This window comes from Brachyspira hyodysenteriae ATCC 27164 (genome assembly GCF_001676785.2).
Classification (GTDB): Bacteria; Spirochaetota; Brachyspiria; order Brachyspirales; family Brachyspiraceae; genus Brachyspira; species Brachyspira hyodysenteriae.
In genome coordinates, this window is the sequence record NZ_CP015910.2 from 1,341,484 (window position 1) to 1,357,654 (window position 16,171).

General features: G+C 24.0%; 13 protein-coding genes. 3 read left to right on the top strand and 10 right to left on the bottom strand.

Annotated elements, in window-relative coordinates:
* Positions 1–10: 10 nt before the first annotated feature.
* The 8 genes from BHYOB78_RS06020 to BHYOB78_RS06055 all read right to left on the bottom strand — a co-directional run bounded on the left by BHYOB78_RS06020 (position 11) and on the right by BHYOB78_RS06055 (position 8,852).
* Complete coding sequence (locus BHYOB78_RS06020) at positions 11–865, bottom strand: M23 family metallopeptidase (protein WP_020063507.1); 855 nt, start codon at positions 863–865, stop codon at positions 11–13.
* Complete coding sequence (locus tag BHYOB78_RS06025) at positions 862–2,037, bottom strand: TP_0783 family beta-propeller protein (RefSeq protein WP_020063508.1); 1,176 nt, start codon at positions 2,035–2,037, stop codon at positions 862–864. Before BHYOB78_RS06025 ends, BHYOB78_RS06020 begins: the two co-directional genes overlap by 4 nt.
* A gap of 42 nt (positions 2,038–2,079) precedes the next feature.
* Entirely contained in the window at positions 2,080–3,264 is a 1,185-nt protein-coding gene (locus BHYOB78_RS06030) for a M23 family metallopeptidase (protein ID WP_012669920.1), read from the bottom strand.
* Positions 3,265–3,312: 48 nt separating this feature from the next.
* Positions 3,313–4,002: a tetratricopeptide repeat protein gene (locus BHYOB78_RS06035; protein ID WP_012669921.1), complete on the bottom strand. Its 690-nt coding sequence runs from the start codon at positions 4,000–4,002 to the stop codon at positions 3,313–3,315.
* 454 nt (positions 4,003–4,456) lie between these two features.
* Positions 4,457–5,353, bottom strand: coding sequence for a patatin-like phospholipase family protein (locus BHYOB78_RS06040; RefSeq protein ID WP_020063509.1), 897 nt, complete (start codon positions 5,351–5,353; stop codon positions 4,457–4,459).
* Positions 5,354–5,374: 21 nt separating this feature from the next.
* Positions 5,375–6,868, bottom strand: coding sequence for a tetratricopeptide repeat protein (locus BHYOB78_RS06045; RefSeq protein ID WP_020063510.1), 1,494 nt, complete (start codon positions 6,866–6,868; stop codon positions 5,375–5,377).
* 251 nt (positions 6,869–7,119) lie between these two features.
* Positions 7,120–7,983 (bottom strand): DUF1796 family putative cysteine peptidase, encoded by an 864-nt coding sequence (locus BHYOB78_RS06050; protein WP_012669924.1) that lies wholly within the window; start codon positions 7,981–7,983, stop codon positions 7,120–7,122.
* 251 nt (positions 7,984–8,234) lie between these two features.
* Complete coding sequence (locus tag BHYOB78_RS06055) at positions 8,235–8,852, bottom strand: HAD family hydrolase (protein ID WP_020063511.1); 618 nt, start codon at positions 8,850–8,852, stop codon at positions 8,235–8,237.
* Between the two features lie 140 nt (positions 8,853–8,992).
* Between BHYOB78_RS06055 and BHYOB78_RS06060 the strand changes: the two genes are divergently transcribed.
* Together BHYOB78_RS06060 and BHYOB78_RS06065 are read left to right on the top strand one after the other, a co-directional pair.
* Positions 8,993–10,579, top strand: coding sequence for an AAA family ATPase (locus BHYOB78_RS06060; protein WP_020063512.1), 1,587 nt, complete (start codon positions 8,993–8,995; stop codon positions 10,577–10,579).
* On the top strand, positions 10,566–11,969 hold the full coding sequence (locus tag BHYOB78_RS06065; RefSeq protein ID WP_020063513.1) for a VWA domain-containing protein: 1,404 nt from the start codon (positions 10,566–10,568) through the stop codon (positions 11,967–11,969). The genes BHYOB78_RS06060 and BHYOB78_RS06065 overlap by 14 nt, the downstream gene beginning before the upstream one ends.
* 4 nt (positions 11,970–11,973) lie before the next feature.
* Here BHYOB78_RS06065 and BHYOB78_RS06070 read toward each other — a convergent pair whose 3' ends face one another.
* Together BHYOB78_RS06070 and murI are read right to left on the bottom strand one after the other, a co-directional pair.
* Complete coding sequence (locus tag BHYOB78_RS06070) at positions 11,974–14,754, bottom strand: YidC/Oxa1 family membrane protein insertase (RefSeq protein ID WP_020063514.1); 2,781 nt, start codon at positions 14,752–14,754, stop codon at positions 11,974–11,976.
* A gap of 141 nt (positions 14,755–14,895) precedes the next feature.
* Entirely contained in the window at positions 14,896–15,735 is an 840-nt protein-coding gene (gene murI / locus BHYOB78_RS06075) for a glutamate racemase (protein WP_012669929.1), read from the bottom strand.
* 172 nt (positions 15,736–15,907) lie between these two features.
* Between murI and BHYOB78_RS06080 the strand changes: the two genes are divergently transcribed.
* Positions 15,908–16,153, top strand: coding sequence for an OadG family protein (locus BHYOB78_RS06080; protein ID WP_020063515.1), 246 nt, complete (start codon positions 15,908–15,910; stop codon positions 16,151–16,153).
* Positions 16,154–16,171: the final 18 nt, after the last annotated feature.

The following is a 16,171-nucleotide window of genomic DNA, read 5'->3' on the forward strand; positions in this document are numbered from 1 at the left end:
AAATAGCCTTTTAATAGAAATTAACAGTTCTGGTAAGTACAACAGTTTTATTATCAAAGTCTGTAACTTCAGCCTTAAATGTATATTTTCCTCTTTTAGGAACAAAGACTCCGCCTCTATAGAAATGCGAATCTACTCCATACACTTCTTCAAAAGTATAATTCGGAGATATATAATATACATTATCTCTTTTTATGAAGTATGTAAAATCATAATCTCTTACTAAATCTTCATTCATAAATATTTTAACTCTTTTAAGTCCCATAGGTATTCCGCCTAATAAGTCATAAGCTTTAACGAATAATTTTATTTCACCGTTATAACTCATAGGCATTTTATCTTTTATTTGTATGAGTCTGTTTTCTGTTCTTAAATATATACCATGAATCAATGGTGCCTGAGTAGAGCCTTTATCTATACTTAAATATTCTAATGGGTCAACTACTAATCCTTCTTTCATGTTTTCTATAGTTAAATGTAAATGTGCTCCTCCAGATCTTCCGCTGTTTCCTGTAAGAGCCACAACATCTTTTTCTGTAACTTTAGCATAAGATTTTTCTATAGTGCCAGGTTCTATATGGTAATAATAACTTCTTAAATTATCAGGGTGTTCTATCATAAGTACATTTCCTACACCATAAAGAGGGCGTGTAGGATCTTCATCTTCATCTATATAATAAACTATCTCTCCGTCTTTTACAGGGTATATTTCCATTTTATGTCCGCCGAAATCTACTCCGTTATGAAAATGGTCTGTTCTAAACTCTCCGAATGTGCTTGTTATTCTTATTCTGTTAGGATCAATAGGAACCCTTGCAAATAAGAATGAAGATATCACAAATAATAATAATATATATTTTTTCATAGTTTAACCCTTTTGTATGTATAAATCATTTTGTCTGTTACAATCATATATTCATTTTCTAAATTTGATATATCAAGATTGTATACCCAACCATCTAAATATTTTTCAAATACAATTTCTTTTGTATGATTATCATATATTAAAACTATACTTTTAGCATCTTTTGAAACGCTCATAATAGTAGTATTAGTTTCGCCATTTAATTTCATGTTGATAGCATTTTGCATATCATATTTTTCTAAATTAATTCTTTTTATTTCATTACCTTTGTTTAATGAATATAATATGATATCTCTATCAGCAAGCATGAATGCTGTCATTGATTTTTCACTTATATAACTAGATACATGCCTTCTTCTATTAAGTCCTGTATCCAAATACCACATAGTATTGCCATTAGCATCGTAAAGTGTAATATATTCAGGTCTTATTCCGCTTACAGCTAATGCGAAACTTCCGTATTCGCTTATTGCTACAGATTTTACTATGTTTATTTCACTTAGAATAGTTGATATTGCAAAAGATAATTCTCCGTTTCTATTTATGTATGCTATATCTCCGCTTGAAAAACCTGCTATATAATCACCTGTATACAAAGCGAAAGCACCATCTGTGATTATTTCACCATATTGTATATGTTTGCTCAATGGGTTATTATTAAAATCGAACATTTGTATTTTTGAATTGTCGCTTGAATGATATATTATTCTTTGAGCATAAGGAGCTATTTCCGGATAAATAGAAGTATTAGTACGCCATATAATACCGCCCATATTATTATAGGCATCTATATAATTTCCATATCTTTTATATATAATAAAATTTTGATTATTTAAAGTAGCCAATTCACCTCTTGATAGATTAGTGCTGTATATAGTATCTCCATTAAAATCAAAATAATGAATTATACCTTCAGGTTTTGTAAAAAAGTTATGTTTGAATATACCATCTATATAAAAATTTTCATCATGTGAAGGAGTATCCAAAGAGTCACTTTTTTTACTCCAAACATTTACTGTATTGTATTCTTCATTGAGTCTATTAGTACCAAAGAAAAATATAAATAGAACTATTAATATTAAAGCACTTATTATAGTAAGATATCTAATTAATAATGGTTCTATCTTATGTATATTTTCTGATTCTATTATTGATTTCTCTTTTATTTTCATCTATTACAACAGCTCTCTAATTATTAATTATAAATATAGTCTTTATTTTATTTGAGTAAGTACTTTAGTATTAAATGAAACAGGTTTTTCTAGAATACTTAGAGGATCAAATGTCATATTTCCTGCTCTCATTTCCCAATGACAATGAGGACCTGTAGACATTCCTGTAGAACCTATTAATCCTATTACTTCGCCTTTTTTTACATACTGTCCTTCTTTTGCTATTAATTTGGACATATGGAAATATGAGCTGTATACTCCTTCGCCATGATCTATAACCACACAGTTTCCTCTAACAAATAATTCTCTAGATACTCTTACAACGCCATTATTGGCAGCTATTATAGGAGTTCCGTTTGTATTAGCTATGTCGAATCCCTGATGATATCTTGCATAGTCTTTAGTATATCCTCTGAAGGCACCGAAGCCTGATGAATATCTTCCCTGAGAAGGCATTATATAAACTTTATCTGCATAATTAGTAGGGGTATAACTTATATAAACTTTACCGTTTAATAATTCTTTTTCCTCTCTGGATTTTTGAGGATTGCTTATAATATTTTTCATAGTAGAAGTTACACCCGGTATTTGTTTTGGTTTTGGTGGGGGAGGAGTAAAGTCTAATTTTATATCTATTGCTACATTTAATACAGTGTTATCTTTTAATTTTATATCAGATATAAATTGATATTTTTTATCCTGAGCACCTACATATATACCGAATACACTTTTATAAACTTTCATGTTTCTATCAGCATCTTTTACTTCAAAAAACTTTACTATAGGTCTTGCACTGCCCATAAGTTTTGAGTTTTCTATTTTTACTTCATCTTTGGAAGCTATGAATATAGTTGACACTTTACCAGCATAGAATGGGAAAGGATCTGCATATATTTTTATATCATTATCATATTTCTTAAAATCTTCCAAAGAATCAAAGGCATTATTATTTCTAGAATACATAGCTCCGCTTATTAATACAGCATTATTATTGCTTACTTTAATTTTTGTATTTGGAGCAAGATAATAATATTTATTTCCTAATTTTATTTCAGCAAATGCATTTTTTTCAGTTTCTATAATATCATTTGCTAATATTTCATTAGAAGTTTTTATATCAATATTTTTGCCGCCTCTGCTTAGAGAAGTATTACCTAAATATTGAATTGTATTTTGAGAGTATAAAGATAATGAAATTAAAAATATTATGCTGATAATATATTTCATAAAACCTCCGAGATTATTATTATATATTAAGTTATTTATTTTATATAGTTATTTTTTATATGAAGACTTATCTAATTTTAATAGATGTTCTTTTATATCTCTATTAGTAGGGGCAAGCTCAAAAGCCTTTGTTAAAAATTCTTTAGCTCTTTCAAAATCATTTTTTTTGAGGAAAGCCCAGCCTAATGAATCCAAATAAGCAGGATTATTAGGATCTATTGATAATGCTTTTCTAATTTCTTCTATTCCTTCCTCTATATTTGTTTCTGTATCTGCTAAAATAAAACCTAAAGAGTTTCTTGCATTAGCACTGTTAGGATCGAGATTAACAGCTTTTTTCAAATGATCTATAGCTTTTCTTATATTGCCTTTCTTATAATAAACATATCCTAATGCAGCATGTATCTGAGTATTTTCAACACCGGAAGATAAAGCATCTATAAGTTCAAATTCGGCTAAATCATACATTTCCTTAACAGCATATATATATCCTACTATTATATGAGCCTGCATAAGTCTTAGAGGATTATCCAATCTTCTCATTATTTTATCAAATACCTGCAGAGTATTATCATAATCTTGAATTTGGGCATAGGCTAATGCTAGATGGTATCCGGATTCAACATCATTTTTTTCTGAGAATATTTTTTCTAAAGAGTCTATTGCTTCTTTATAATTTTCATTTCTAAAAAATTTTATTCCGTCTTCTAATTTGCTTCTGCTAGAGCCTATACTCATATATAATCCCTCATATATATTTGATTGTTGCTATATTGTATATTTATAATGTAAAAATCTCAATATATTTTAACTAAAACTTTAATAAAAAAATTATGTAAAGTTGTATAGTATGATTATGAAAAAAATTACATATATTTTTCTATATTTTTATGCGGAGTATTATATTAAAAATCTATTATTTTTAAAGTTTAAAACTTCATTACATATGCCCGCCCTTTTTTTTATGGCTTTAATATGTATTCTAATCTTTATTATTTTACAGCTTAAATAGTATTGTTAATAACCCGCCCTTGCTTTTTATAGAATTGCATATTTATTAACACGCGGTAAACAAGTACTACTTTATAAGTATTTTTTATAATATAACTAGTTTTTATTTTTTATTTTACTCTGCGCGTGCTGTATATATCTATTTTTAAAATAGTATTTATTTTTAAGTTATCTATTATTATTAGTTGTTATCATTTAGTTTTAAGCTGTCTATTGCTTTATTTAGTTTCTTTTTGAGTTTTTTTCTTTTTATCTCATTATAATTTTCAGACATATAAAGATTATTATTATTTTCTAGATTTTCTATTTGAGTTTTTCCCATTTTAAATATTTCTTTAAGCATATTTTTGGCATCATTGTAGCCTTCTTTAATACGCATTTTAGCGCCTTCAAGTGAAAAATCCATAGCTCCGTTAAAGAAGTTACCTATATCATTACTTGGTACGATTTCATAAACTTTGCAATTACTGAATTTCTCTCTTGTACTTTCTTTGTATAAATTAATAGCAATTATCTCATCGCAATTTTCTTCATAAAGAGGTTTTAAAGGCAGATTATTGCCTTTTAATATTTCAACTCCTCCGTCTATATAATCAACACCTTCTATAGTCTGCCTTCCAAATATTACAGGTATTGCACTTGTAGCCATCATTATTTCTTTTATTTCTTTTGCTGATTTGTTATTTAATTTGAAATATTCAGCATCGATACTTTTTAAACTTACAGCTGTAGCATATATTGGATATTCATAATTTATGATGATATCTATATTTAAATATTTTTCTATTATTTCTATTAATCCTTTTCTGCTGAATATACCGTTTGAAGATATGTAATTATTATTTATATCCATCTTCTTTTTTGAGAGTATTTTATCTTCTATTTCATTAGTCCAAATATATTCTGCTATATCATAATTATTTTGTGCTATAAGGCATGCATTAAGAACGCCTACAGAAGTTCCGGATATTGCTTTAATCATTTTATCTATTTCATATTCTCTTAAAGCTTTCCATACACCTATTTGATAGCTTCCAAGTCCTCCGCCTCCGCCTAAAACTAAACCTAATTTTTTCATAAAATCTCCAAAATATAAAAATTAAATTTTACTTAGATATACTCCCCAAAAATCATTTATAAACTCTAAATAATCTCTTTTATTTTTATCAGTAATTTTTTCAAGTTTTTTATTCGTTTTGTCTTCATATTCCTTTATTTTTTTATATTGGAATTGAAGTTTTTCTTTGTATTTAAATATTTCTTTATTTGATGAATATGAATCAAAATATTTATTTAAATATTTTAATGTGTTCTCATAATCTCTCTTTATTAGATATATTTTGGCTATTTCTTTATAACATAAAGGTGCTTCAAAATTTCTTACTTCTTTTATTAAAATTTTGTATAAACTTTCTATTTTTATATGACGTGCCTCTTTATTATTTTTATCCTTGTATAATATAGAATCGCATTCTGTCATCGCTTTTTTATATTTTTTTTGTTCAAAATATTCTCTGGCTAATTCTATGGATTTTTTTGAATCTGAATATTTTATTGGAGCATTAATATTTTTTGATATCATTTTTAATTCATTAATAATAAGTATAATAATATCATAATTTGTAATTTCAGCATTATAATCAAAATTTGATATATTCATTCCATATTCATTTATTAAGTCTATTTTTATATCTTTTATGTTTATTTGAGGATTTATTTTTATTATTGAGTTTATTATATAACTTTCTTCTTTATCTAATTTTTCTATCTTTTTTATTCCGCTTAATATTGGTATAATATATTCATAAGTTTTAATGCTGCTTTGAGTATTCAAAAAAATCTTATTTATAAAGTTAGGTTTTTCTAGTAATTTGCAGTATATATCATTTACTCTTATCTTTTGATTTATATCCACATTAAAATCAAATAATATGGATTTTATCATATAAATATTTTCTTTTGGTATATTATTATCTGTATTATTTATACTAGAAATTTTTGTAAATAAATCATTGCTCAGACATATAATTTTTTCTATATTATCCATATCAATGTATTTTATATTATCAAATTCTAGGATATTTGAAGCAGCTTTGAATTCCAGTAATTGAACTTTTTTTTCTAATGAGTCTATTCTGTTTGATTCTTTATTAATTTTATTTAATATAACATTGAATGATTCTCTTACATTATTACATATTGCTATTAATTCTTCTTCAATGTTTTTTTCTATATTATTTAATTTGTTATTTAGATATATAAGTCCCTCATAAGTAATTTTATTCTGATTTGCCAAGTATTCTATCATTTTTAATGAGGCATTTTTTACTATTGCATAATTATAATCTATTTCACCTCTTATTTTTCTATTTTGTCCTGTTATGGAATTAAATATATTTTGTAAAAAACCTTGTTTAGCTAGATATTCTGTTCTGGATTTTCCGGCGCTTAAAGATGATACAGCCTCTATAATAAGTTCTGTTAATTTAGTTGAATTATTTTCATAATCCTTTATATTATTGAGTATATATTCTTGTATTATAGTTTTATCTTTTTCATCTATTTCATTTTCATAAGGTATAGTAAAATCCATAATATCTCCGACTATATAGTATCATTATATATTATACAATTTATTTCATTTTAGTACAATTATTAAACTTTTATTTTATAATATATTTTGTTTTTCATGTTTTATATTGATTAGTATTATGGCAGATATATAGAATTATATTAATTTAATAATACTGATTTTTTATTTAATTAATTAAATAATTTTAATATAAAAATAGTTTTAAATTAAAATATATGTTAGTATTAGTTTGAATAATTTAAATTTTTTTATTAAATATTATTCGTTACTTTATAGTTAGATAATATCTTATTTGTATTATGAATACTTAAATTCCAGTTTTCATCTGAATTATTTAGTTCATATAAATGTATATCATCATTGAAATTTTTAAAAATAATATCATTTTCAAATGAAAAATTATGTTTTATATATAGAATATATATATTATCATTATTATATATCATCCTTATTTGTTTTAGCAGATTAAAAATTTCTTTTATATCAAAAATACCAGAATTCAATAAATTTGATTCTATATATACTAATAATATTTTATTATTTTTTGAAGATAATAAATCTATTAATCTATTTATTCTTCTATCATATTTTTCTTTTAATCTTATATACTCATCATTAAAATCTTTTGATTCTATAAAATCATGATAAAAGTGCAGTAAATTTTTCGAATTAGCATATGATACATTATTATTTGTTGATTTTGCTAGATAATGGAAATCTTCTTTACTAAAAAAGTTATCAAATTTATTTATTATTATTTTTAAATTATTTATAACATTATTAATAGACCATTCTGGACCTGGTGTAAGCCAGTCAAAAGGTGACGAAAATTGTCTTAGATTATTTTCTTTTAACATTTGAGCACAAAAACAATTTTCACCTATACTTATAATATAATCATATTGGTAAATTTTATTATAGTTTATTATTTTATAATTATTTTTTGCTAAATAGTTTTCTAATATTGTTAAATCAGACTTTATAGACTTAGTTTCATCTTTTATTTTATTAATTTCTATTATATTGTATGCTAGTAACCTTATAAAATCTCTCAGTGATCTAAATGGTATCCACCAAATGATTTTATCTATAATCTTTTTTTCATAATTTTGCATATATATATATCCTATATATAAAAAATACCTATATTGTTTAATAAACAATATAGGTATTTTCCATTTTTAAATAAAAAAAGTTTAGTGTTGTGTTGTGTTGTGTTGTGTTGTGTTGTGTTGTGTTGTGTTGTGTTGTGTTGTGTTGTGTTGTGTTGTGTTGTGTTGTGTTGTGTTGTGTTGTGTTGTGTTGTCATTCTATATTCCATATTAGATTTATTATAATATAACATATAAATTTTAATAATGCAATTTTACTTTACCCACTTTTCTATTTTTATAACCCAAGCATTAGTTTGATTTGCTGCTTTAAGTCCTACTTCACTGTCTTCAAATATAATGCTTTCTTTTTCTTTTATATTAAAATGCTCCATACATTTATAAAATATTTCAGGATCCGGTTTCTTTTTTTCCACATCATTGCCTGTTAAAACTAAATTAAATAATTTTTCAAGATTGAACTCTTTTAATATGCCGTAAACTCCATTTGGAGATGCTGTTGTTGCTAAGGCAGTGTATTTTTTATTTTCTTTTTTATTATAGTTATCAATTAAAGTTTCTAATATGAATGGGTGAATTTGTATGAGATTAAGATTTTCTAAATATATATTTTCTTTTAAATCATGTACGGATTCTATTAATTCATTATTTTTATTTTCATCGTTTGTTATTTTATTATTTAATTCTAAAATATTTTTTGTAAATACTTTATAATGAAGTCCGAAACATTTGTTATAGTAATAATCTTTATCTAATTCTATATTAAATTCTTTAAATGCATTGTAATAGGAATAATAATTTAAATTTGCACTATCTATTATAGTACCGTCCATATCAAATATAAGTAATTTTATGCAGTTATTATCAAACATTTCTAAAACCTTTTATATAAATATTTTTTATTATAACATATAAAATAAGGAATTCCAATTTATACTAAAAATGATATAATATTTTTATTAGTTTACTACTAAAAGTAAGGATAAAGTAATTTTAAGAGTAATATATATTTATGAAAAATACAAAATCTAGAATCGAAAAAATTATTAAACTTCTTTCCGAAGGTCTTTATGAAAGGGAAGAAATTGTATCTTTGACTTTACTCAGTGCAATAGCAGGAAAGCCGATATTTTTGTATGGTCCTCCTGGAACTGCAAAAAGTTTTATAGCGAAAAGAGTATCATCTGCATTTAAAAATTCAAAATATTTCGGTTATTTAATGCAGAGATTTTCTACACCTGAAGATATATTCGGTCCTATTAGTTTGGAAGAATTAAAGAATGATAAATATATAAGAAAAATTGAAGGATATTTGCCTGATGCTGATTTTGCATTTTTAGATGAAATATGGAAAAGCACGCCTGCAATACTTAATACTCTTTTAACTATAATAAATGAAAGAGTTTTTAAAAATGGAAGTGAAGAAGTAAAAGTACCATTGAAAGCATTGATTTCAGCAAGTAATGAAACTCCTCCTGAAGGTCAAGGACTTGAAGCATTATATGACAGATTTATCGTTCGCTTAATAGTTAATAATATAAAAAATAGAGATAATTTTGAAAAGATACTTGAAAATACTCAATTAGATTCTTATATAGATATAGATGATGATTTGAAAATATCTGCTGATGAATGGATAAATATAAGGAAAGAAGTAAATAATATAAAACTTTCAAAATCAGTTATTGATATAATTCATAATATAAAACTTTCTATAGAAAAATTTAATGAGGATAATAGAGATATAGCAATATATGTCTCAGATAGAAGATGGCAGCATATTTCATATTTACTTAAAACTGCTGCATATTTAAATGATAAAAATGAAGTTGATATTTATGAAACTATTTTAATTTATAATTGTTTATGGAGTTTGGAAGAGCATATTGAAGTAGTAAAAAAAATAGTAGAGAATGCTATAAGCTTATGCTATGATTTGAATAATCAGAATATTAATGAGTGGAGAGAGAATTTTAAGAGTGTTCAGAAAAATATAGATGATGAGTTTTATAATTTAGAAAAAACTTATGATACAGAAAATATTGATGATAAGCCTCATATGGCAAAAACTTTATCTATCAATATTGATGAATATGGCAATAAGGGTGAAACTATTATTTATATACCAATAAAACAATTAGGTAAAAAAGGTTATTTTTATCCTTTAGACATAGGAAGAAATCAAACAAGAAAATTTAGATGCAATTTTAACGGCACTGATAAATGTACTATTGAAATAAATTCTGCAACTGCATCGAATGGATTTGTATCAGGTATGCTTTCTAAAAATTATGAGTTTCTTGCTGAGGCTGAGCCTGATTTTTATATGAAAAAAGTCAGTCCTAAAAAACTTGAAAAAGAAAAAAAAGATGCCTATTTAAAATTAATAAAGTCTTTAATATCTACTATTGAAAATATTATAGTTAATTTTAAAAATGATTTTAATAAAAATAAATATTCAAATAAAAGTATATTTATATCAGATGATAGCTTCAATTTTTTTACAGAGATGTTTAATTCTTATATAGAAAATCTTGAAAGTGAAAAATTAGATGCTGAAAGACTTAAAAGTGAAATAGAACAGCATGAAACAATTTAATAATGATTCTTATAAAGATGAAATAAAGAAAACAGAAATAATGGCTAAAGGAGTTTTTAATACTGCTTTCAATAATATTGATAATGATCAAAGACTATCAGAAGAATTAGAAATAAAAATTACTAAATGGAAAAAAGATTTAAATGTATTTATAAATGATAATAATCCATACCATGATAATAAAACAGAATTGAATATTGCATTAAAAAAATTAAAAAATAGTAATATTAGCAGAGAAGATATATTTAATGATTTAAATAGCTTAAATGCTTTATCAATTGATACTAATTTTTGGAAAGAAAGATTATTAAATTCAGATAATCTAAATATTTTAAAAAAGAATATCATTTCTGTATGGGAAAAAACTTATAATAAAAAAAATAATGATTGGCTTGTTTCTACTGTAAAAGATAGAAGAGATAAATTTATTTCTGATATAGAATCATGGATTAATTTGCTTAAAAAATTAAAGTATATGTCAAATATATTAAGGATAAAAACAGGAGTATTATGGGATTTTAGAGTAGGGGAGCTTGAAGAAGCAGATATATCATTACTTAAAAGATGGGTTGATTTTATAAATGAATATAAGGATATAGAAGTCATTTGCGATAGTATAGGCAGGAGAATTGATATAGAAAAGTCATTAAAGAATGTTGAGTTTAAAAACACTTACAGCAATACAAATAAAAAAATAAGTTCCAAAGAAGAGATAGTTGGAATATACTTTGCTAAAGATATAGAAAATGTTATACCTGAAGAACTTTCTTTATTATGCAATGAAGAAAGCGAAAAATTATTCAAATTAAAATATATAGAAAATAGACTTATGTGCTTTGATAAAAGTGCTTATGTGTTTAATGATGAGAGAGATAATATTGTAAAGGCAGGATATAGAGAAGGTAAAGGAGATATGATTATATGCATAGACACAAGCGGTTCTATGAAAGGTATTAATGAATATATTGCTAAGGCTACTATGTTTAAAATGGTTATGCAGGCTTTATCTGAAAATAGAAATGCTTATCTTATTAATTTCAGCACTGAGATATATACATGCAAATTTACTAAAGAAAATGGAATTGAAGATTTAATAAAATTCTTGAAGCTAAGTTATCATGGAGGTTCTGATATATACAAGGCTCTTTATGAGGCAAACAGAATGATGAATACATCTAGTTTCAGAAATGCTGATGTGTTAGTGTTATCCGATTTTATAATGGAAGATATACCTAATAATTTAGTAACTATGTGCAGCAAACAAAAAAATAACGGCAATAAATATTTTGCTGTATCTATAGGAAAATTTCCATTTGGATATTCGTATAGAAAAGTATTCAATAGACATTGGATATTTGATATAGATAATGGTTTAAAATCTATATATTAAATAATTATTTTATTCTTGTCCAATTACTCATAATAAAAACATTATCTTTTATATTATAATGTTCTATATAATTGAAGTTCTTTTCAAAATTAGCATTAGGGTCTGGATTTGCTGTTACAATAACATCCACGCCTTTACTGTCTTTAGGATAATTAGTTATTATTTGTCCTGTAAATGGATTTTTAGGATTATCTAAATGCTTAGCAGCTAAATATGGAACATCTGCTATAGTCATAAATGTGTTATTAGATACTATATTTCCTTTTGAGTTGAAATCCTTAAAATAAAGCATAGAATTAAATGCTTTAAATCCTGTCATATTATTTTTATCAAATTCAGATGGAGAGAAATATCCTGAATGATCAGAAACTATTATTATTTTTGTATTATCATATATATTATTTTCTTTTAAATATTTAAAGAAATTTGAGAGTTCTCTAAAAGAAGCAACTGTAGAATAATAACTTCTTGCTGAAAAATCACTTCCAAAATATTTCATATCTTCATCTGGAATATCTTGAATATTTAATGAAGGTATAAAATTAGTATTATAATTAAAAGGTTCATGTGTTGTATCACTATGTATAATAGTAAAATAATTACCTTCTTCATTTATTTTAGTTAAATTTGTTAAAGCTTGTAATAGAGCATATTCCTGTATGCTTTTGCCAACTACAGCTAAATTTCTTCCTGCATTAGGTATAAACCAATCATTTTTTGAATATAATTTATCTCTCAAAAATACTGGAAGCATTCTAAATAATGAAAATCTTACAGCCCTATTTTTATTATTTTTTATGATATCATTAGTATTTATATTATTATTTAAATTATCGTTAAGCAAATTATTTAATTCTTTTTCTATCATATTATTATTTTGATTATATGCTTTTATGTTTGTATAATTCTTGAATATAGTAAGATCAGGAATCCAAGAGAAATTTGCAAAACATGGATCAAATGTTACAGAATCATAACCAGCATCATAAAATAATTGAGGCATCATGAGAAGTGCTTCATTATGTTTATCTTTAAGATTATATTTTCCATCCAATTCAAATGGGGCATATTCATATCCTCCATATAATGCTTGTATGCTTCCAAAAGTTGCAGCTCCAAAAGCAGTGGTATTTGGATACCATATAAAGCCATCAAATTCATCTTTTATATCATTAAATCTTTCGAATACTATATTTCCAAATTCAGGATTTCCTCTATCTAGTATTATAATAAATATATTAGTTCCTGTTTTAGAAAAATTGAATATATTATCATTGTTATTTAAATTATTATTTATAGATGATATTTCTAATAATTTTTTCTGTTCATTATTTATTTTTACAAAATCAAATAATGATACAGCAAATAAACTTATTGTTATAATTATTAATATATTAAACATTAAATTTATTAATTTCTTTTTTATTATTATAAATGTTAAAAACAAAGCTAATAATATAAAAGCGATATTTATAATTATTTGTTTTAAATTTGGTATGAGTAAATATTCCAATTCAAATTTAAAATTGCTAGATATATTTCCATAGTCCATTACCATTACAAAAGTATTAATCAATGATATTAATACTATAAATATTGAAATAAAAGTTATATTGTTTTTAAATTTTTCAGAAAATAAAAAATATATGAATATTGGGTATACAATAAATATACCTGCATATTTAAAAAATACATTAAATATTATAGTAAATGGATTTTCAAATTCCTGTCCTGAAGATGCTATTAAAGAAGTCAAAATAAATAAACCGGATAATGTTGTTATGGTTATAAGTGATGATATAAATATTTTTAATCTTAATTTGCTTTCTATTTTTATAAAATCTAATATATTTTTTTTATTTATTAATATCAGTAATATTATAATTGAAATAATAAACCATATAAGCAGCAAATCTTTATAAGTTTTAACATGTATAATAAATAGTTTTAAGAAAGGATATTCGGTTGCTGACTTAACTATTAATGTATTCCTTAAAAAATATAGAATAGTCATTATTAATATAAAAATAGTATATAGAGAATATATTATCTTAGCAGATAAAATAAATATTTTATTATTTGATATACTGCTTATTATATTTTTTATTTTTTCAATATTTATCAAAACTATATTTTTAAAAAATGAGAATGCACAGTTTATAGTCCAATATAATAAAAGTATTGCCGGAGAACTATATAAAAATACTAAAAAGAATAAACTCATTAAAAATATCGGTATTGATTCTTTGAATGTTAATTTTTTTGAGTATATAAATGTAGATGCTAATGAAAAGGCAGTCATTATAAACGGAAGTAAATTTATATAATAATTTCCAATATGTATAATTTTATCAGCTTCTCCTAGGCTTTTAATGAGAAAAAAACTCTCGGTTTCAGCTCCTGTAAGACTAGTAAAAAAATTATATCCTGCTAAAAAGAATGGTATTTGTATTAATAAACCTAATACTCCTCTGAAGGCATATATTGTTTTGTATCCATTTATTCGCTGACAAGTTCTAATTAATAAATAAGCCTGATCTCCTTTATATACAGCTTTAATATTATTTATCATAGGCTTCATTTTCGCCTGCATATCTCTTTCTTTCTGCTGCCATTTTTCTGCTATATTGTATAATGGAAGAGACAATATATTTATAATTAAGCTTACCAATATTACGCTTACAGTATAACTGCTTTGTGTTTCTACCTTAAAGTAATAGAATATTGTTTCTAATATAAATTCAATAGGGTATATAGTTAAACTGTAAAGTATATCAGAAAACATTAAAATGCTCCGTAAAAATTAATTTTTTTGAGTTTATGATAGTTTTTACCAAGAAATGAAAAATGAGTGTATGTATTGTTATACTTGTTTTTGAATAATACATAGAATATATAGTATCACACTATGAAATAAAGTCAATAATTATAAATCTACATATTTTATACTATAATTTTTATAAGTATCTTTTGGAAGCAGCATATTTATTAATTTATTTATCTTTTCTGATTTTTCTGTGGAAAATATAATTGTTTTAGAATTTTCTATTTTGTTATCAGATAATAAATTATTATTTTTTAAATATTCTTTGGCTGATATTGCTGTATGATATGAAGGATCTATTATATTATTTATAGAATTTATAATACCATTTTCTAATAATTTTTTTATATCATTAATTATATGAGGATAATGAGTGCATCCTAATATTAAAGTATCTGAATTTTTATCTATATTTTCTAAGTAGTTTTTTAATATTTCTAATCTGTTTTCATAACTATACCAATCATTTTCTATCATAGGACATAAGTCTTTGCATGCTGTTTGAGTGACTTTTGCTTGTTTATTAAATTCTATTATTTTATTTTTATATATATTAGAATTAACTGTAAACTCTGTAGCCATTATTGATATATTATTGTTTTTTGTTTTATCCAATGCATCTATTACAGCATTTGATATAACTTCAATTACAGGTATATGATATTTTTGTTTTAAAATATCATAAGAGCAAGCTGTTATAGTATTGCATGCTATAATAATCATTTTGCATTTTTGCTCAACTAAAAAGTCAGTCATTTTTAATGTTAGGTTTATTATTTCTTCTTTAGATTTATCACCATATGGTATATTGGCATTATCACCTATATATACATAATTTTCATTAGGCATCATTTCAATTAATTTTTTTAAAACAGTTAAACCTCCTAATCCTGAATCAAAAACTGCTATAGGCATATTTGATGAAAGAGAATCAATATTCATAGTCTTATCCTCAAAATTTATTTAGTAAATTATAATTATTATATATAGTATTTCTATAAAGTCAAATATATTGTGATATTATATCTATATTTTGTAATAAATTTACTTGTATATAAGTAAAAAATAATGTATAATGAAAGAATTAAAATTCATAAAGAATAGGAGTGTTTTGATGAATAGTAGTATTATAGAAGCTTTGCAAATAATGCTCATAGGTATGGGTGTTGTTGTATTGTTTTTAATTATATTAGTTTTCGTTATGAAATTTGTCGCTGGTATAGTAGCACAAGTAGATAAATTAATGCCTCCTCCTAAGGAAGAAATATCTGCTGCTCCACCAGTTATATCATCAAGCAATGATAAAATGGTAGCTATTGCCATTGCTTTAGCACATGTTCATAGCAGTAAATCTAAATAATTAAATTGTAATTTTTTT

Coding starts and splice junctions, on each gene's coding strand:
- BHYOB78_RS06020 (WP_020063507.1), bottom strand. CDS start 865: ATGAAAAAATATATATTATTATTATTTGTGATATCTTCATTCTTATTT.
- BHYOB78_RS06025 (WP_020063508.1), bottom strand. CDS start 2,037: ATGAAAATAAAAGAGAAATCAATAATAGAATCAGAAAATATACATAAG.
- BHYOB78_RS06030 (WP_012669920.1), bottom strand. CDS start 3,264: ATGAAATATATTATCAGCATAATATTTTTAATTTCATTATCTTTATAC.
- BHYOB78_RS06035 (WP_012669921.1), bottom strand. CDS start 4,002: ATGAGTATAGGCTCTAGCAGAAGCAAATTAGAAGACGGAATAAAATTT.
- BHYOB78_RS06040 (WP_020063509.1), bottom strand. CDS start 5,353: ATGAAAAAATTAGGTTTAGTTTTAGGCGGAGGCGGAGGACTTGGAAGC.
- BHYOB78_RS06045 (WP_020063510.1), bottom strand. CDS start 6,868: ATGGATTTTACTATACCTTATGAAAATGAAATAGATGAAAAAGATAAA.
- BHYOB78_RS06050 (WP_012669924.1), bottom strand. CDS start 7,983: ATGCAAAATTATGAAAAAAAGATTATAGATAAAATCATTTGGTGGATA.
- BHYOB78_RS06055 (WP_020063511.1), bottom strand. CDS start 8,852: ATGTTTGATAATAACTGCATAAAATTACTTATATTTGATATGGACGGT.
- BHYOB78_RS06060 (WP_020063512.1), top strand. CDS start 8,993: ATGAAAAATACAAAATCTAGAATCGAAAAAATTATTAAACTTCTTTCC.
- BHYOB78_RS06065 (WP_020063513.1), top strand. CDS start 10,566: ATGAAACAATTTAATAATGATTCTTATAAAGATGAAATAAAGAAAACA.
- BHYOB78_RS06070 (WP_020063514.1), bottom strand. CDS start 14,754: ATGTTTTCTGATATACTTTACAGTTTAACTATATACCCTATTGAATTT.
- murI (WP_012669929.1), bottom strand. CDS start 15,735: ATGAATATTGATTCTCTTTCATCAAATATGCCTATAGCAGTTTTTGAT.
- BHYOB78_RS06080 (WP_020063515.1), top strand. CDS start 15,908: ATGAATAGTAGTATTATAGAAGCTTTGCAAATAATGCTCATAGGTATG.